Here is an 18,873-nt window from a genome sequence, read left to right as displayed (position 1 = left end):
CGGAAGTTAGCCCTGCCTGCGCAATAATTTTTTGCAGCCGTTTTTGCTGCCAGCGGCGGATCGCATCCTTAAATATAAACAGACGCAATGCTCTGACGAGCAGTAAGGCGCCCCAAATGGCGGCTACCCAGAGTGACCAGCGGTCATTGGGCGCCGTAAAGTGGTTCAGGACATACAGCAATGCGCATACCACCACAGCGCTAAACAGAGAACGGTAAAACCGGCTCTCGGTAGCGAGCTGCTGGCGGGCGTCAGAAATGTAGCTGTCCAGCGCTTCACCGTTATTCGCAGGGGCATCGGTCAGATCGGTCACGTTAATCTCAAACACGGCCGCCAGTGCGCTCAATGTTTCCAGGCTGGGCGGATCGCCGTTTTCGATGCGCTGTATGGTTCGGGTGCTGAGGCCGGCCATTTCCGCCAGTTGTTCCTGTGACCAGGCACGTGCCAGGCGATATTCTCTGACGTTGTTCAGGTTACGCATAATGAGTCTCCGAAAGAGTAAACAATCGGTTTGCAGCATCGCCGGTAAGTGTCGACAGAAACACGATCGCAGCACGACAGGCACACGACAGCATTATGACACCGCTTTATCAGCCTGTAATCGCGTAAAGCGGTAGCAGAAGGATGCGCCAGCAGGGGTAAAGAAAGCGGGCGCAGAGAAACGCGTAACGGGAAGTCCGTAGCCGCCCTGCGAAAGGGCGGCCGTCATCAGACCAGTGCTTTAAGGCGGTAAATCCAGTCCAGCGCCTGGCGCGGTGTCAGCGTATCGGGATCCAGTGCTTCCAGCGCTTCTACGGCGGGAGACGTTTCTTCCACCAGCAACGGCAACTGCGAGCCGTCAACGTTTGACGTTGCGGATTGACTGGAAACCGTTTCGAGCTCTTTCAGCTTATTACGCGCGCGTTTAATCACCTCTTTTGGCACGCCAGCCAGCGCGGCCACGGCCAGCCCGTAGCTTTTACTGGCGGCACCGTCCTGCACACTGTGCATGAACGCAATCGTATCGCCATGTTCTACCGCATCCAGGTGAACGTTAACCACGCCTTCCAGTTTCTCAGGCAGGGTCGTCAGTTCAAAGTAGTGCGTTGCAAACAGGGTCATCGCTTTGATTCGGTTCGCCAGATTTTCCGCACAAGCCCAGGCAAGCGACAAGCCGTCATACGTAGAGGTGCCGCGGCCGATTTCATCCATCAGGACCAGGCTGTTTTCTGTCGCGTTGTGCAGAATATTGGCCGTTTCCGTCATTTCGACCATAAATGTCGAGCGGCCGGAGGCCAGATCATCTGCTGCGCCCACACGGGTGAAGATACGATCCAGTGGACCAATGACCACTTCTTCGGCGGGAACGAAACTGCCGATCCAGGCCATCAGCGCGATTAACGCAGCCTGACGCATATAGGTACTTTTACCGCCCATATTCGGGCCTGTGATGATCAACATGCGGCGTTGTGGTGCCAGCGAGAGCGGGTTGGCGATAAAAGGTTCTTTCAGGACCTGCTCCACTACCGGATGGCGGCCGGCGGTGATTTTAATCCCGGGCTTGTCGTGCAGCGTGGGACGGCAGTAGTTTAGCGTCCATGCGCGTTCCGCGAGGTTACTCAGTACATCTAGTTCGGCCAGCGCCGCCGCACTTGACTGTAACACTTCAAGGTGCGGCAGCAGCAGATCAAACAGGCCTTCATACAGGCTTTTCTCCAGCGCCAGTGCTTTGCCCTTTGACGTCAGGACCTTGTCTTCATACTCCTTCAGCTCGGGAATGATATAGCGTTCAGCATTCTTAAGAGTCTGACGGCGGACATAGTGAATAGGGACCTGATGGCTCTGACCCCGGCTGACCTGAATGTAATAACCGTGCACGCCGTTAAAACCGACTTTCAGGCTGTCCAGACCAAGTTTTTCACGTTCGCGGATCTCCAGGCGATCCAGATAATCCGTCGCGCCATCCGCCAGGGCGCGCCACTCGTCCAGCTCAGCGTGATAACCCGGGGCGATCACACCGCCATCTCTGATTAATACCGGTGGGGATTCGACAACGGCCTGCTCAAGCAGTGTGCACAGGTCGCTAAAGTCACCTATCTGGGTACGCAGGGTTTTCAGGTGTGCGGACCCGGCGTTTGCCAGCAGATCGTTGAGTTCCGGCAACTGCTGAAACGCATGGCGCATGCGCGCCAGATCGCGTGGACGCGCCGTGCGTAGCGCCAGGCGGGCCAGAATACGCTCTAAATCACCGACCTGGCGCAGAACGGGCTGAAGCACGTCGCTCAGCGCCTGCAGCTCGGCGATTGATTCCTGTCGTTTCGCGATGACGCTGCTGTCACGCAACGGCATATGCAGCCAGCGTTTTAGCATCCGGCTGCCCATTGGCGTGACGGTTTTATCCAGCACCGCGGCTAAGGTGTTCTCGGTACCGCCTGCAAGGTTTTGGGTAATTTCAAGATTACGTCGGGTGGCGGCATCCATGATGATGCTGTCCTGCTGACGTTCCATGCTGATGGCGCGGATATGTGGCAGGCTGGTCCGTTGGGTATCTTTGACATACTGCAGCAGACAACCCGCCGCGCGCAGGCCGAGATGGGCCTGCTCAACACCAAAACCGTTTAAATCCCGCGTACCAAACTGCAAAGTAAGCTGCTGACGCGCGGTATCAATTTCAAATTCCCACAAGGGACGACGGCGCAGACCACGACGCTGATCGATGAGCGACATCGGCGAAAAATCTTCCGGATAAAGGAGTTCGGCAGGATTGGTTCGCTGCAGTTCGGCCGCCATGGTTTCCAGATCCATGGGCTCACTCAGACGAAACCGGCCTGAACTGATATCCAGCGTGGCGTAACCATAGCCGCGCGCACCGTGCACCACAGCGGCCAGCAGGTTATCCTGCCGTTCCTGCAAGAGTGCCTCATCACTGATCGTGCCTGGGGTAACAATGCGGACGACCTTACGTTCGACCGGCCCTTTGCTGAGCGCCGGGTCGCCAATTTGTTCACAGATGGCGACCGACTCACCGAGTTGCACCAGCCTCGCCAGATAATTTTCAACCGCATGATGCGGGACACCGGCCATAGGGATCGGTTCGCCCGCCGAGGCACCGCGCTTGGTTAAGGAAATGTCTAATAACTGAGAGGCGCGTTTCGCATCGTCGTAAAACAGCTCATAGAAATCGCCCATGCGATAAAACAGCAGGATGTCAGGATGCTCGGCCTTGAGGCGTAAATACTGCTGCATCATTGGCGTATGGGTGCTCAAGTCCATTTGCTCTGCTTTTTTCATCTCATCTTTACTCAAGGTTGACTCTTCCTTTTGCCCGTCACGGTCAAGGCGGTGGTTTAAACAGAGAGACAGACAGGGATGTCTGTACCGTGCAGGAATCTTACCAGTTTACGGCTTCTGCATCATCAGGGTTGCCACGGCGAGTCATGAACTTAACAAAGCCGCAGGCTGACAGAAAGCGCGTCAGTAAAGGAAGGCCTCAGCGTTCGGGCCATTTCACAAAACGTGCCGATGCAGCGGTAAAAAAAGCGATTTTTTATACGATCACGTTTGTATGTCTTCCTGCTGAACGATTAACATTAACATCCCTAGTCTGGCTTGTTATATGGATATCCAATGCGTTCTAAGCTTGCTCTTCTTCCGCTTTTTGCCCTGCTTGCCGCCTGTAGCAGTAAGCCACACACTTCGCAGCCGCAGCCTCCTGCGGAACTGATTGCGCCGAAAGGCGGATTTTTACTGGAACCCGCACATGCGGTTCAACCGATGTTTGGTGATTTCGCCAGTAACCCTGTTGCAGAACAATTTATTGATAAAATGGTGGCGAAGCACGGCTTTGACCGTCAGCAACTGCACGCCATCATCGGCCAGGCAAAACGACTGGATTATGTCCTGCGTCTGATGGATCGCCAGGCTCCCTCGTATACACCACCAAGTGGGCCTAACGGGGCCTGGATCCGCTATAGCGATAAGTTTATTACGCCGGATAACGTACAAAATGGCGTGGCGTTCTGGAATCAATATCAGGATGCTCTGCAGCGCGCGCAGCAGGTCTATGGCGTTCCGCCGGAAATTATCGTCGGCATTATTGGCGTCGAAACGCGCTGGGGCCGTGTTATGGGCAAAACCCGTATTCTGGATGCACTGGCTACGCTCTCCTTTGATTATCCACGCCGTTCTGCCTATTTCAGCAGCGAACTGGAAACCTTTTTGCTGATGGCGCGTGATGAAAAAGACGATCCTCTCGATCTCAAAGGATCGTTTGCCGGTGCGATGGGCTATGGCCAGTTCATGCCATCGTCCTACAAAGCTTACGCTGTCGACTTCAATGGTGATGGCCATATTAATTTATGGGATCCGGTCGATGCGATAGGCAGCGTCGCGCACTATTTTCAGCAGAATGGCTGGCGTCCTGGCGAGAATGTGGCCGTGCCGGCCAGCGGCCAGGCACCGATGCTGGAGAATGGCTTTAAGACCCGTTACAGCGTCAGTACGCTGGCCGCGTCAGGACTTTCTCCCCAGGGTCCGCTGGACGGCAATGATCAGGTCAGCCTGCTGCGGCTGGATTTAGGCACCCGTTATCAGTACTGGTACGGTTTACCTAACTTCTATGCCATTACGCGTTATAACAACAGCACGCATTATGCGATGGCTGTGTGGCAGTTGGGTGAAGCGGTCAGCAAGGCGCGCAAGGGCTCGCTGTTTTAATACTACCCTTATTAACTGTAAGGCTATATGATGGCGGCCCTGTATTTTGTGCCGCCGTTATTATCTGGAGTCGTTATGTCTTTACCTGCTTGTCCCGTTTGCCAGGCTGATTACACCTGGCAGGATGCTGAGAACCTAAACTGTCCGTCATGTGGTCATATCTGGACGCAAGCTGAAGGCAGCGACAGCGCTCAGGAACAGGTCGTTCGCGATGCTAACGGCAATATACTGGCAGATGGCGACAGCGTAACGGTTGTCAAGGATCTCAAGGTGAAGGGCAGCTCTTCTGTGCTGAAGATTGGCACCCGCGTGAAGAGTATCCGGCTGGTAGAAGGCGACCACAATATCGATTGTAAAATTGACGGATTCGGTCCGATGAAGCTGAAGTCTGAGTTTGTCAAAAAGAACTGATGGTATTGGGCGCCCAGCGCGCCCGATTTCATGTGTCCTCACGTCGCCCTGATGCGTTACCGGTACTCACCGGCCCTGCCACAATCCGTTCACAGCTCCCCGGACATTATCCCTTTTGTTGCCTGAACGGGCACTTTATGCGTATTTATACGTCTATGTTCTGTGTGTCCGGAGCGCATGAGAGGTGAAACGTTATGCAAGACTGGGATCCCACGCTGTATCGCAAGTTCGATGCCGAAAGAACACGACCGGCTCAGGAATTACTGTCCAGAATCAGGGTTGAAGATATCCGTTTCGTTACCGATCTGGGGTGCGGCCCCGGCAACAGTACCGAACTGCTTGTCGATGCCTGGCCACAGGCGCAGATTACGGGCCTCGACAGTTCTGCTGCCATGCTGGAGCAGGCGCGTGAACGTCTACCACAATGCGCATTTTATCGCCACCTGGCAGGCCGCGATTCCACAGCAGGTTATCTATGCGAATGCCTCGCTACAGTGGCTGGGCGGCCATTCTTCGCTCTTACCACATCTCGTAAATCAGCTGGCACCCGGCGGTACGCTGGCCGTCCAGATGCCTGATAATCTGGATGAGCCTTCACATCAGTTAATGCGAGATGTGGCCACTTCCGGGCCGTGGCGTGACAAAATCAGCGCGCAGGCGGCCGAGCGCAAGCGATTACCTTCAACTGAACACTATTACGATGTGCTGACAACGGCCGGGTGTGCCGTTGATATCTGGCGGACCACCTATTATCACGTTATGGATAATGCCCAGGCCATCATCCACTGGTTGAAAGCCACCGGGCTGCGTCCGTTTCTTGCGCCACTTAGCGTATCTGAACAGGAACAGTTTCTGGCCGCCTATCACCAGTGCCTCATGACCGCGTATCCGGCGCGGCAGGACGGCAAGGTCTTACTGGCGTTTCCCCGGCTTTTCATGGTGGCGACACGTAATCGCTAAAATATCTGGATAGTCACACGCAATTTCTGCATTGCTTTACCCCAGGCGCTTGAAAAAGGGCAGGGCTTGCACCATGTTCAGTACTCGTTGACAGGGAGCGACAAAATGAATGATTCGCAGTTGCAGACGTTGAGTGCGCAGATTGGTGAGGCGCTGAAGCAGCGTAATGCTACGGTGACCTGCGCCGAATCCTGCACCGGCGGCTGGATCGCCAAGGTGTTTACGGACATCAGTGGAAGCTCGGCCTGGTTTGAACGGGGATTCGTGACCTACAGTAATGAAGCCAAGCAGGAATTAGTCGGCGTCAGTGCCGCCTCACTGGCGCAATCTGGCGCGGTCAGTGAAGCCGTAGTGCGCGAAATGGCTGTCGGTGCCCGGCAGCAGGCGCGGGCCGATTACGCCATTTCCGTGAGCGGCATTGCTGGCCCGGAGGGGGGCAGTGAAGACAAACCCGTGGGAACGGTGTGGTTTGGCTTTGCCGGCCCCGACGATATTGTCATGGCTTTTCGCCAGCAGTTTGACGGTGACCGTGATGCGGTGCGCCGTCAGTCGGTTGCCTGGGCGCTGCAGACATTGGCCAGTAAATTTCTGAAAAATTAAACTTGATACTGTATGACTATACAGTATAATTATTCGCAACAGAAAGTGCACAGGCACCATGTGTGCGTGTTTACCCGGCATGATTAGGAGTAGAAATGGCAATTGATGAAAACAAACAGAAGGCTTTAGCTGCCGCGCTCGGCCAGATTGAGAAGCAATTTGGTAAAGGCTCCATCATGCGCTTGGGTGAAGACCGCTCAATGGATGTGGAAACCATCTCAACAGGCTCCCTGTCACTGGATATCGCATTAGGTGCGGGTGGATTGCCGATGGGCCGTATCGTCGAGATCTACGGTCCTGAAGCCTCGGGTAAAACCACGCTGACGCTGCAGGTGATTGCTGCCGCACAGCGTAAAGGTAAAACCTGTGCCTTTATCGATGCTGAACACGCACTGGATCCGGTCTACGCCAAGAAACTGGGCGTTGATATCGATAACCTGCTGTGTTCACAGCCCGATACGGGTGAACAGGCGCTGGAAATCTGTGACGCGCTGGCGCGCTCCGGTGCCGTTGACGTGATTATCGTCGACTCCGTTGCTGCCCTGACACCAAAAGCCGAAATTGAAGGCGAAATCGGTGACTCACATATGGGCCTGGCGGCGCGTATGATGAGCCAGGCGATGCGTAAGCTGGCCGGTAACCTGAAACAGTCGAATACGCTGCTGATCTTCATCAACCAGATTCGTATGAAAATTGGTGTGATGTTCGGTAATCCGGAAACCACCACCGGCGGTAACGCACTGAAGTTCTACGCGTCAGTTCGCCTTGATATCCGCCGTATTGGCGCCATCAAAGAGGGTGACAACGTCGTCGGTAGTGAAACCCGCGTTAAAGTGGTTAAGAACAAAATTGCTGCGCCCTTTAAGCAGGCTGAGTTCCAAATCATGTATGGCGAAGGGATCAACACCTTTGGCGAGCTGGTAGACCTCGGTGTGAAGCACAAGCTGATTGAAAAAGCGGGTGCCTGGTACAGCTATAAAGGCGATAAAATTGGTCAGGGTAAGGCAAACGCCAGCAACTTCCTCAAGGAAAATGCGGCTGTCGCGAACGAAATTGACCTGAAACTGCGCGACATGTTGCTCAACGGCGCTGAGCAAAACGACGCAGCGGACTTCTCCGCTGACGACGTTGAGAATGCAGCCAGCGAAGCAAACGAAGACTATTAATGCCTGAAACGGGAGCAGAGAAATCTGCTCCCGTTTGACGTTAACCTCTCACTTGCCTTTCCTCTTTCCCCCTCTGCCTCCATACTCTCTTTCCGTTTGTTAAAGGTGCGCAGTATGTCTGAACAACCTCAGCCACACGTTATCTCTTTTTCACGCCTGCTCGATCGGGCAATGCGCCTGCTGGGTCAGCGCGATCACAGTCGCGAAGAGCTCAAACAAAAACTGCAGTTATCTGCCCAGCGCAGTGCGTGGATAAAACAAAAAGAACCTGAAATTATCACTCCCGAGCTGTTGGAAAGGGTCATCAACTGGTGCAGCGAAAATGGCTGGCTGAACGATGAGCGCTTCACAGAGCGATTTATTCAGAGCCGCAGCCGTAAAGGCTTTGGCCCACAACGGATCCGGCTTGAGCTGTGGCAAAAGGGCATAAGCCGTGATGCGATTGATCTCGCCATGGAAGAGACGGAGATCGACTGGTCAGCCTGCGCAGCGGAACTGGCAGAAAAGAAATTTGGCCATCCGTTGCCGACCGAATGGAAAGAAAAAGCAAAAGTGCAACGCTATCTGCATGCAAAAGGCTTTCTGAGTGAATATATTCAGCAGGTTTTCAGAAATTTTGACGACTAAAGGCCGATGTGATTTTACTTCCCTCCGAAGAATATTTATCTTACCCCTTTTGGTTCCTTAAGCTTGCTGCCGTGATAACGCGGTACGCCTGATAAAGAAGGACCTTTCGTTAGCGTGATTCCAGGATATATATGAGCAAGAGCACTGCTGAGATCCGTCAAGCGTTTCTCGACTTTTTCAATAGTAAGGGACATCAGGTTGTAGCAAGCAGCTCCCTGGTACCGAACAACGATCCGACGTTACTGTTTACTAACGCCGGAATGAACCAGTTTAAAGATGTGTTTCTCGGTCAGGACAAGCGTGACTATACCCGCGCCACCACGTCGCAGCGTTGCGTTCGTGCGGGCGGGAAGCATAACGACCTTGAAAACGTCGGTTACACCGCACGCCATCACACCTTTTTTGAAATGCTGGGCAACTTCAGCTTCGGCGACTATTTCAAAAAAGAAGCCATTGCCTATGCCTGGGAACTGCTGACCGGTGACCAATGGTTCAGGCTGCCGAAAGAGCGCCTTTGGGTTACTGTCTATGAAACCGATGACGAAGCGTTCGACATCTGGGCCAATGATATTGGTGTTCCGCGCGAACGTATTATCCGTATTGGCGACAACAAAGGCAGTGCTTACGCGTCAGATAACTTCTGGCAGATGGGGGACACGGGTCCTTGTGGTCCCTGCACCGAGATTTTCTACGATCATGGCGATCATATCTGGGGCGGACCGCCAGGCAGTCCTGAAGAGGACGGCGATCGTTACATCGAAATCTGGAACATCGTCTTCATGCAGTTTAACCGTCAGGCGGATGGCACCATGCTGCCATTACCTAAGCCGTCGGTAGATACCGGAATGGGGCTGGAACGCATCACGGCGGTCCTGCAACATGTGAATTCCAACTATGAAATCGATCTGTTCCAGAAGCTGATTAACGCGGTTGCTGAGGTCACTGGTGCGACCGATCTGAGCAATAAGTCGTTGCGCGTTATTGCCGATCATATCCGCTCCTGTGCATTCCTGATTGCGGATGGCGTGATCCCGTCGAACGAAAACCGCGGTTATGTTCTGCGCCGTATCATTCGTCGTGCAGTGCGTCACGGCAACATGTTGGGTGCGAAAGAGGCGTTCTTCTACAAACTGGTTGCGCCACTGATTGAGGTGATGGGGGCGGCTGGCGAAGAGCTGCAGCGCCAACAGGCTCAGGTTGAAAATGTTCTGAAGAGCGAAGAAGAGCAGTTTGCGAAAACGCTGGAGCGTGGCCTGGCCCTGCTTGATGACGAACTGGCTAAACTGAAAGGCGATACGCTGGATGGTGAAACTGTCTTCCGTTTGTACGATACCTTTGGTTTTCCTGCCGATTTAACGGCCGATGTCTGCCGTGAGCGTAATCTCAAAATTGACGAAGCCGGTTTTGAAAAAGCCATGGAACAACAGCGTCAACGGGCCCGTGAAGCCAGCGGCTTCGGCGCTGACTACAGCAATGTCATCCGCACAGATGCGGCCTCATCCTTTAAAGGCTATGACCAACTGGACCTGGCCGCGACGGTGAAAGGGCTGTTCGTCGCAGGTGAAGCGGTTGACACCGTTTCGGCAGGGCAGGATGCGGTGGTAGTGCTGGATGAAACGCCTTTCTATGGCGAGTCGGGTGGTCAGGTTGGCGATACCGGTGTGCTGAAAGGCAATAACGTTGAATTCCAGGTTCAGGATACGCAGAAATATGGCCAGGCAATTGGGCATATTGGCAAAGTGAGCAGCGGTCAGCTGCGCATTGGCGACCGCGTGGAGGCGGTGGTTGATGAAGCACGTCGTGCACGTATCCGTCTGAATCACTCCGCAACGCACTTAATGCACGCTGCATTGCGTCAGGTGCTGGGTGAGCACGTCGCACAGAAAGGCTCTCTGGTTAACGATAAATACCTGCGTTTTGACTTCTCTCATTTTGAGGCCATGAAACCTCAGGAGATTCGTCAGGTCGAAGACATTGTGAACGCGCAAATCCGTCGCAACTTACCGGTAGAAACCGACGTGATGGATCTTGAGGCGGCGAAGGCGAAAGGCGCAATGGCGCTGTTTGGCGAGAAATATGACCAACGCGTGCGTGTACTGACCATGGGCGATTTCTCTGTTGAACTCTGTGGTGGTACGCACGCTGCACGTACGGGGGATATTGGTCTGTTCCGTATTCAGGCTGAATCGGGTAGCGCAGCCGGTATTCGCCGCATTGAAGCGGTGACGGGTGAAGCGGCACTGGCGCAGGTTTATGCCCAGAGCAGTCAGTTACAGGACATTGCTCAGTTGGTGAAAGCCAACAGCAGTAACCTGAACGACAAAGTGCGTGGGCTGGTTGATCACGTGCGGTCGCTGGAAAAAGAATTACAGCAGTTGCGCGATCAGCAGGCGGCGCAGGAAAGTGCCCAGCTTGGCAACAACGCCATTGATGTGAAAGGCGCGAAGCTGCTGGTGACAGAGCTCAGTAACACCGATCCGAAAATGTTGCGCACTATGGTTGATGATCTTAAAAATCAGCTGGGTTCGGCCATCATTGTTCTGGCCACTGTCGCTGAGGGCAAAGTGTCATTGATTGCTGGCGTAACAAAAGATCTTACCGACCGCGTAAAAGCGGGAGAGCTGATTGCTGAACTTGCCCCGAAAGTGGGCGGGAAAGGCGGTGGTCGACCTGATATGGCGCAGGCAGGTGGCAGTGATGCTACGGCACTGAAAGGTGCGCTGGCAGATGTTGAAGGATGGGTTTCGAGCCGTCTGTGATGAAATAAAATAATTCATCGTAGCAAGCGTCAGAACTGATGTTCCGGCGCTTTTTAATACGGTGTTAAATTTGCTAGTGACAAAGTCGGGTTGATGTAGCGTATTTCGGCTAAACTATTTATCAGCAGAATGTATTGGCGCGTTGATGTGCAATGGTGTATTTCTCATAACCTGTGTACAGCGTTAAGTGATGGATAACGCCGGGAAGCTGTATGAGCCCGACTCTTTTAATCTTTCAAGGAGCAAAAAATGCTTATTCTAACTCGTCGAGTTGGTGAAACCCTCATGATTGGCGATGAGGTGACTGTAACGGTGCTGGGCGTCAAAGGTAACCAGGTCCGTATTGGTGTTAACGCACCCAAAGAAGTGTCTGTGCATCGCGAAGAGATTTACCAGCGCATCCAGGCCGAAAAAACGCAACAAACTAACGTCTGACAGATTCTGCGTCTCGCACCTGTGCGAGACGCTCCCCTTTTTCCTCCCGCCGCTTAATTTCCTTTTTTCTGTTTATCGCCCATTTTTGTTAACTTCATCATCTTTCATTGTTGATTATTCACTCTTTTTGCCGTCATTTTGTCCCAATTGCCTGTCATTTGTGCAAACAGAAAAAACCTTCCGAAAAATTGTTTGACTTATAAGTCCGGGAAAGTAATATGTGCGCCACGCAGTGCCGATGAGCGGAAACAAAGTTCAGAAGCACAGTTCGGAAGAACGCGTAAGGTGAGGTGGCCGAGAGGCTGAAGGCGCTCCCCTGCTAAGGGAGTATACGGTCAAAAGCTGTATCGAGGGTTCGAATCCCTCCCTCACCGCCATTTCCGATGCATCCGTAGCTCAGCTGGATAGAGTACTCGGCTACGAACCAAGCGGTCGGAGGTTCGAATCCTCCCGGATGCACCATATTGTTGAATATGGACACGTTGATGCAAGGCTACACGCCAGCAGAGAACGGTATCGGAACAGAGTTGTAAAGTGAATTAGCAATTCCTTCATGGTGAGTCGTTAGCACCCTGCGTTGTACAAGAATTTCATAATGCATCCGTAGCTCAGCTGGATAGAGTACTCGGCTACGAACCGAGCGGTCGGAGGTTCGAATCCTCCCGGATGCACCATACTTTCCAGTATGGACGTGTGTTCCTGGTCTGTAAGACATTTAATCTGTCAGTCAGAACCAGTGAGGATAACGTTGCAACAGCAACGGCCCGAAGGGTAAGGCGCCAGCCGAATCATCCTCCCGGATACACCATTCTTCGTATTATCCCCAGGTTGATTTCTGCCGTCCCATAAAGCTTTCTAAATGCATCCGTAGCTCAGCTGGATAGAGTACTCGGCTACGAACCGAGCGGTCGGAGGTTCGAATCCTCCCGGATGCACCACACTTTTCAGTGTGGACGTGTGTTCCTGGTCTGTAAGCCATTCAGTCTGTCAGTCAGAACCAGAGAGGATAACGTTGCGACAGCAACGGCCCGAAGGGTAAGGCGTCAGCCGAATCATCCTCCCGGATGCACCCTACTTTTCAGTACGAACATGTGTTCCTGGTCTGTAAGCCATTCAATCTGTCAGTCAGAACCAGCGTTGCGTCAGCAACGGCCCGAAGGGTAAGGCGCGAGCCGAATCATCCTCCCGGTGTATAGCGATTAATCTTCAAACGCCTTCTCTCTGCGCTCCACCTGACAGTCCACACAACCTCGCCACGCGTGCTAAACGCAAAAGCAAGGATTGGCGTCGTGTATTTCATTCAACGCCTTCCTGGTGCAGCAGGTGCGTAACATCCAGCCTTACCGTCGCAATCCAGAACGCCAACTTAACTGTTTTAGTCATAAACATAGTATTGAATTCCTCTCGATCAGGCTGATTTTGTAAGGAATATCGTGTTTATCGCGACGTAAACTTTCTGTCCCGGATGGCAGGCACTTCGGCTTTCTTAACATAATGCTTACGTTCTGCTTTCCTGCTAAAACCATTGGAAATTCGAAGGGTTACAGGCTTTCCATCACGATCACCTTTATCTGAAAACTAAAATAGCTAATGCTTTCAAAGCATTTGCTGTTCATCCCGCCTGGCGACAACCTACGCACATTCAGCTAAAGTAGTGGCTCATTTGTTGGAGGTCCTCTGTGACAATCTACGATCAATACGACGCCCTGATTTTCGATATGGACGGGACTATTCTTGATACAGAACCGACACATCGAAAAGCGTGGCGTCAGGTGCTGACGCGTTATGGCTTAACGTTTGATGAAGCGCGCATGATGGATTTCAATGGTGCGCCATCATGGCGGCTGGCGCAGCTAATTGTCGAAACCAATAACGCCGATCACGATCCTTATCTGCTTGCCGCAGAAAAAACGGCGGCAGTGAAAGCGATGCTGCTGGAAAATGTCCAGCCGCTTCCGTTAATGGACGTCGTTAAGGCTTATCACGGACGTCGACCACTGGCTGTTGGCACCGGTAGCCAGCACGCCATGGCAGATGCACTTCTTAATCATCTGGGTGTCAGAGATCTCTTCTCGGCGGTGGTTGGGGCGGATGACGTCGAGCATCACAAACCGGAGCCCGAGACGTTCCTGCGCTGTGCGGCATTACTGGGCGTTGAACCGGCGCGTTGTGTGGTATTTGAAGACGCAGATTTTGGCGTACAGGCAGCGAAAGCCGCAGGTATGGCCGTGGTTGATGTCCGTCTGCTGTGAGCGAGACGCTGGCATATCTGTCTTTATTGAGCAGCAGCTTTCTTAGTGCGACGCTACTTCCGGGTAGTTCAGAGGCGCTGTTGGTTGCATTGCTGATCGCGAAAAGCGCATCAGTTTACGGGTTGATTGGAGTCGCATCGTTAGGGAATACCTTGGGTGGCTTGACCAACATAATTTTGGGTCGCTTATTGCCGTTAAAACGTCAGGGGCGATGGCATGAAACAGCAATGGCATGGTTGCAGCGGCTTGGGCCGGCGGCTTTGTTATTGAGTTGGTTGCCGGTAGTGGGTGATTTGCTCTGCGTGCTTGCAGGCTGGTTGCGTTTTGCCTGGCTACCCACTGTGCTGTTTCTGGCGATTGGCAAAACTCTGCGTTACATCGTTATTGCGACCGCCACATTACAGGGCATGGAATGGTGGCATTGATTCGTACAGATTCGGGGCTAGGGTTAACACTATGCTGAACAAAAATAAATTATTCACACAGCCGGAGGTTAATGTGATCCCCGACGTATCAAAAGCGTTATCCTGGCTGGAGGCGCATCCTGATGCACTAAAAGGCATTGGTCGTGGCATCGAACGTGAAACGTTGCGCGTGCAGCCGGATGGACATCTTGCAACGACTGCGCATCCTGCATCGCTCGGATCGGCGCTTAAGCATGACTGGATCACCACTGACTTTGCTGAGACGCTGTTGGAGTTCATTACCCCAGTTGATCACAGCATTGATCATATGCTGGCGTTTCTGCGCGATGTCCACCGCCATGTTGCGGATGAGCTCGGTGACGAACGCATGTGGCCTTTCAGTATGCCTTGCCTGATTGAGGACGCCGATAAGATTACGCTGGCGCAGTATGGCACATCGAATATTGGTCGGATGAAAACGCTGTATCGCCAGGGGCTTAAAAACCGCTATGGTGCGCTGATGCAAACCATCTCCGGTATTCACTATAACTTCTCTCTGCCGCTGTCGTTCTGGCAGGCATGGGCAGACGTAAAAGATTACGAAAGTGGTAAAGAGACGATTTCTGCGGGCTATCTGCGCCTGATTCGTAACTATTATCGCTTTGGCTGGGTCATTCCTTATTTGTTTGGCGCATCGCCCGCTATCTGCTCCAGCTTCCTGCAGGGCAAAGAAAGCGCACTGCCGTTTAAACACGATGACAAAGGCACGCTGTGGCTGCCTTACGCGACATCGTTACGTCTGAGCGACCTGGGCTACACCAACAAGTCACAAAGCGCATTGGGCATTACCTTTAATTCCCTTGAGGGTTACGTCAGCGCACTGAAAAAAGCGATTAAAACGCCTTCAGAAGACTTTGTGAAGATGGGCACCCGGGATGCTGAGGGCAACTGGTTACAGCTGAATACCAACGTATTGCAGATTGAAAATGAACTCTATGCGCCGATTCGTCCGAAACGCGTTACTCGTTCCGGAGAAGCTCCATCAGATGCGTTGTTACGGGGTGGTATTGAGTACATTGAAGTGCGTTCCATGGACATTAATCCCTTCTCACCTGTTGGTGTGGATGAGAATCAGGTCCGCTTCCTCGATCTGTTCCTGATCTGGTGCACGCTGGCAGACGCGCCTGAAATGAGCGCTGATGAATTACAATGTAGCCGGCAGAACTGGAACCGCGTGGTGCTGGAAGGACGTAAGCCTGACCTGAAGATTGCGGTAGGATGTGGTGAGGCGGAATATTCACTGCGCGAGGTGGGCAAAACCTTGTTCGCCGACCTGCGCCGCGTCGCAGAAGCGCTGGACAGTAATCAGGGCACCACTGAATATCAGCAGGTCTGCGATGAACTGGTAGCATCCTTTGACGATCCTGAGCTAACCTATTCGGCGCGTATTCTGAATGCCATGAAAGAACACGGCGTAACGGGCACGGGGATTATGCTGGCGGAACAGTATCGTCAGTTGCTGGTTAATGAGCCGCTGGAAGTGTTAAAGCCAGAGGACTTTGCGCAACAGGCGCAGGCATCTGTTGCGGCGCAACAGCAGCTCGAAGTGAGTGATACGCTGGATTTTGAAACCTATCTGGCCAGCCGGGAAGGGTAGAAAAGAAAAAGGCCACATCACTGTGGCCAAATTAACATCTCTGTTGTCAGGGATGGATGATAACAAATGCGCGTCTTTCATATATTCAGACGCTGGGCGATCGGAAAAGTTTCATCGTTCATAAAAAATTTTTCAGACTAAGAGGTGACGTATGCCATTACTGGATAGTTTTACTGTAGATCATACCATCATGGCCGCGCCCGCCGTGCGTGTTGCAAAAACCATGAAGACGCCGCATGGCGATACGATTACCGTTTTCGATCTGCGTTTTTGTCGCCCCAATATCGATATTCTGACTGAACGTGGCATCCATACGCTTGAGCATCTGTTTGCAGGTTTTATGCGTAACCACCTCAACGGTGATGGCGTAGAAATTGTCGATATTTCACCTATGGGTTGCCGTACCGGCTTCTACATGAGCCTGATTGGTGCGCCAGATGAGCAACGTGTGGCACAGGCCTGGAAAGGCGCGATGGAAGATGTGCTGAAAGTGAAAGATCAGAACCAGATTCCTGAGCTGAATGAATACCAGTGTGGAAGTTACAAGCTGCATTCGCTGGATGAAGCGCAGCAAATTGCCCGTAATGTGCTGGCACAGGAGATCGGCGTTAACCACAATGACGATCTGAAACTGCCTGCTGAAAAGCTGAAAGAGCTGCACATCTAGTCTGGGCTGTTCTCACAAAAACGCCGCGCATACGCGGCGTTTTTTATTGGGTTACGGCTCGCCGTTTATGCAAAAAGCAGGAGCCAGGCCAATAAAAAGCCGCCCTAAAAGGCGGCTTTATTCTGCTCTGGAGCCTACAGACTGTTTAAGCGGCGTCTGTGGCGTAATGCGCACCTGCTTAATCATATTATCCTGCACATCCAGGATATCGACGTCGTAATGATTCACCCGGACTCGTGTATTAACGGTGGGGATCTCTTCCAGCGCCTCCAGCAGCATGCCGTTAATCGTGCGCGCTTCCTGCTCGGGTAACTGCCAGTTAAAAGCTTTGTTGATCTCACGAATATTGGCGCTGCCTTCAATGAGCACCGAGCCATCGTTTTGCGGCATGACCTCTTCGGCCAGTGACGGCGACATCGAGGTAGTGAAGTCCCCGACAATTTCTTCCAGAATATCCTCGATAGAGATTAACCCTTTAATATCGCCATATTCATCAACGACCAGACCGGTCTTTTTCTTGTTGCGCTGAAACTTCACCAACTGCGTATTAAGCGGAGTGCCTTCCGGGATGTAGTAAATTTCATCAGCGGCACGCAGCAACATCTCTTTAGTGAACTCTTTTTTCTCCGTCATCATGCGCCAGGCTTCACGCACGCGCAGCATGCCCACGCAGTCATCCAGTGAGTCGCGGAACAGTACAATACGACCGTGCGGTGAGTGGCTGAGCTGACGAATCACGGATTTCCAGTCGTCATTGATATTGATGCCGACGATTTCATTGCGTGGCACCATAATATCGTCCACGCTGACCTTTTCCAGGTCCAGTACGGACAGCAACATGTCCTGGTTGCGTCGGGACATGTGCGTACGTGATTCATAAACGATAGTGCGCAGTTCCTCTTTACTTAACGCGGAACTGATAGCCCCCTCTGCCCGAATGCCGACAAGACGCATCAGTAGACGCGTAATGGTATTCAGTAACCAGACCAGCGGCAGCATAACGTACTGCAGCGGACCCAGCAGAAAGCTACTGGGATAGGCGACTTTTTCTGGATAAAGTGCAGCAACGGTTTTAGGGAGCACCTCGGCAAAAACCAGCACGACAAAGGTCAGAACACCCGTCGCAATCGCCACACCGGCGTCACCATACAGGCGCATTCCCACAATGGTGCCAATGGCGGACGCAAGGATATTGACCAGGTTATTCCCGATGAGCACCAGGCTGATAAGGCGATCGGGACGCTTTAACAACTTTTCAACGCGGCGGGCGGCGCGGTGACCATTTTTTGCCTGATGACGCAATTTATACCGATTGAGCGTCATCATGCCGGTCTCAGAACCCGAAAAGTAGGCTGAAACCAACACCATGATGATGAGCGTGACAATCAGGGTCGTGGTCGAAACATGTTCCACCGCAAAACTTCCTTTTGATTAAGAACTGTGAATAAGCAGATGCTGAAGCACGCGACTGCCGAAATAAGCCATCGTCAGCAGCACAGCGCCGCTGCAGTTGAACCACACCACACGGCGACCGCGCCAGCCTTCATGATAGTGGCCCCAGAGCAAAACGATGTAGACAAACCAGGCAATAATGGACAGCACGGCTTTATCCACGTTCTCGGCGCTGAACAGATCGTGCATATAGAACAGGCCCGTACACAGCACCAGCGTCAGTAACACCACGCCGACCTGGGTGATGTGGAACATCTTCCGTTCAATGGTCAGCAGCGGTGGCATATCCTGCGTGAAGGCCAGCTTTTTGTTTTTCAACTGGTAGTCAATCCATGCCAGCTGTAATGCATACAACGCTGCAATAATCAGCGTGGCATAGGCAAACAGCGACAGGCCAATGTGGATCATAATGCCTGGCGTTGTTTCAAGATGGGTAATGAATGCGTTCGGTACAAATGTGGCAAAAGCCAGGTTAATTAAGGCAAAGCTGTAGACAATCGGCAGCAGTAACCAGCCACGATTCCGTGAGGCAACAATGGTCATAATGGCACAGATCAGCAGGCTGACCAGCGAACCAATATTCAGCAGGCTGAGGTTTTGCCCGCCATCGACAGCGAAAATTCGTTGCTGCAGGGCGACGGCGTGGGTGACAAGCGCCACACAGGCCGACAGCACAGCTAACCGACGCCAGCCGCTTTGACGTTTCAACAGGCTGGGGATGATGAGTGCAAGACTCAGGGAGTAGGCGAACAGCGCCACAATCGCGAAAACGGACATAGTTCCTTTCA

14 protein-coding genes, 4 tRNA genes and 2 pseudogenes are annotated in these 18,873 nt (G+C 52.7%); 16 read left to right on the top strand and 4 right to left on the bottom strand.

Annotated elements, in window-relative coordinates; all coding sequences use genetic code 11:
* Positions 1-10 precede the first annotated feature (10 nt).
* Positions 11-481 (bottom strand): annotated as a pseudogene (locus F7Q90_RS11540) (helix-turn-helix domain-containing protein); the annotation flags it as partial.
* Positions 482-708: 227 nt separating this feature from the next.
* On the bottom strand, positions 709-3,270 hold the full coding sequence (gene mutS / locus F7Q90_RS11535) for a DNA mismatch repair protein MutS (RefSeq protein WP_006120725.1): 2,562 nt from the start codon (positions 3,268-3,270) through the stop codon (positions 709-711).
* 336 nt (positions 3,271-3,606) lie between these two features.
* Here mutS and mltB point away from each other — a divergent pair, with 336 nt between their 5' ends.
* The 16 genes and pseudogenes from mltB (at position 3,607) to luxS (ending at position 16,633) form a co-directional block, all read left to right on the top strand.
* A complete protein-coding gene (gene mltB, locus F7Q90_RS11530; protein WP_006120724.1) occupies positions 3,607-4,695 on the top strand; it encodes a lytic murein transglycosylase B in 1,089 nt (362 codons plus the stop codon).
* 75 nt (positions 4,696-4,770) lie between these two features.
* Positions 4,771-5,106 (top strand): zinc ribbon domain-containing protein YjdM, encoded by a 336-nt coding sequence (locus F7Q90_RS11525; RefSeq protein WP_006120723.1) that lies wholly within the window; start codon positions 4,771-4,773, stop codon positions 5,104-5,106.
* Between the two features lie 194 nt (positions 5,107-5,300).
* Positions 5,301-6,066 (top strand): annotated as a pseudogene (tam, locus tag F7Q90_RS11520) (trans-aconitate 2-methyltransferase).
* 105 nt (positions 6,067-6,171) lie between these two features.
* Complete coding sequence (gene pncC / locus F7Q90_RS11515; protein ID WP_006120722.1) at positions 6,172-6,666, top strand: nicotinamide-nucleotide amidase; 495 nt, start codon at positions 6,172-6,174, stop codon at positions 6,664-6,666.
* A 95-nt stretch (positions 6,667-6,761) separates the two neighbouring features.
* Positions 6,762-7,832, top strand: coding sequence for a recombinase RecA (gene recA, locus F7Q90_RS11510; RefSeq protein ID WP_006120721.1), 1,071 nt, complete (start codon positions 6,762-6,764; stop codon positions 7,830-7,832).
* A gap of 114 nt (positions 7,833-7,946) precedes the next feature.
* Complete coding sequence (locus tag F7Q90_RS11505; RefSeq protein WP_006120720.1) at positions 7,947-8,459, top strand: regulatory protein RecX; 513 nt, start codon at positions 7,947-7,949, stop codon at positions 8,457-8,459.
* A gap of 131 nt (positions 8,460-8,590) precedes the next feature.
* The gene (alaS, locus tag F7Q90_RS11500) at positions 8,591-11,218 is read left to right on the top strand and encodes an alanine--tRNA ligase (protein WP_006120719.1); all 2,628 of its coding nucleotides are present in this window, start codon (positions 8,591-8,593) and stop codon (positions 11,216-11,218) included.
* A gap of 249 nt (positions 11,219-11,467) precedes the next feature.
* The gene (csrA, locus tag F7Q90_RS11495; protein WP_006120718.1) at positions 11,468-11,653 is read left to right on the top strand and encodes a carbon storage regulator CsrA; all 186 of its coding nucleotides are present in this window, start codon (positions 11,468-11,470) and stop codon (positions 11,651-11,653) included.
* Between the two features lie 284 nt (positions 11,654-11,937).
* A tRNA-Ser gene (locus F7Q90_RS11490) sits at positions 11,938-12,030 on the top strand.
* Between the two features lie 8 nt (positions 12,031-12,038).
* Positions 12,039-12,115: transfer RNA gene (locus F7Q90_RS11485), tRNA-Arg, on the top strand.
* A gap of 135 nt (positions 12,116-12,250) precedes the next feature.
* Positions 12,251-12,327, top strand: a tRNA-Arg gene (locus F7Q90_RS11480).
* A gap of 187 nt (positions 12,328-12,514) precedes the next feature.
* Positions 12,515-12,591: transfer RNA gene (locus F7Q90_RS11475), tRNA-Arg, on the top strand.
* 747 nt (positions 12,592-13,338) lie between these two features.
* On the top strand, positions 13,339-13,905 hold the full coding sequence (gene yqaB / locus F7Q90_RS11470; protein WP_044242548.1) for a fructose-1-phosphate/6-phosphogluconate phosphatase: 567 nt from the start codon (positions 13,339-13,341) through the stop codon (positions 13,903-13,905).
* Complete coding sequence (locus F7Q90_RS11465; RefSeq protein WP_006120716.1) at positions 13,902-14,330, top strand: YqaA family protein; 429 nt, start codon at positions 13,902-13,904, stop codon at positions 14,328-14,330. Before yqaB ends, F7Q90_RS11465 begins: the two co-directional genes overlap by 4 nt.
* Before the next feature lie 31 nt (positions 14,331-14,361).
* Positions 14,362-15,966 (top strand): glutamate--cysteine ligase, encoded by a 1,605-nt coding sequence (gene gshA / locus F7Q90_RS11460; RefSeq protein ID WP_044242516.1) that lies wholly within the window; start codon positions 14,362-14,364, stop codon positions 15,964-15,966.
* Between the two features lie 151 nt (positions 15,967-16,117).
* A complete protein-coding gene (gene luxS, locus F7Q90_RS11455) occupies positions 16,118-16,633 on the top strand; it encodes an S-ribosylhomocysteine lyase (protein WP_006120714.1) in 516 nt (171 codons plus the stop codon).
* A gap of 117 nt (positions 16,634-16,750) precedes the next feature.
* Here luxS and F7Q90_RS11450 read toward each other — a convergent pair whose 3' ends face one another.
* A complete protein-coding gene (locus F7Q90_RS11450; RefSeq protein WP_006120713.1) occupies positions 16,751-18,046 on the bottom strand; it encodes an HlyC/CorC family transporter in 1,296 nt (431 codons plus the stop codon).
* A gap of 18 nt (positions 18,047-18,064) precedes the next feature.
* Positions 18,065-18,862 carry a cytochrome C assembly family protein gene (locus F7Q90_RS11445; protein ID WP_006120712.1) on the bottom strand — a complete coding sequence of 266 codons (798 nt, stop codon included), beginning with the start codon at positions 18,860-18,862 and terminating at the stop codon, positions 18,065-18,067.
* Positions 18,863-18,873 lie beyond the last annotated feature (11 nt).

It is taken from the genome of Pantoea stewartii subsp. stewartii (assembly GCF_008801695.1).
Classification (GTDB): domain Bacteria; phylum Pseudomonadota; class Gammaproteobacteria; order Enterobacterales; family Enterobacteriaceae; genus Pantoea; species Pantoea stewartii.
Note: the sequence above shows the minus strand (reverse complement) of the source record. Positions and strands in the feature narration are given on the sequence as shown.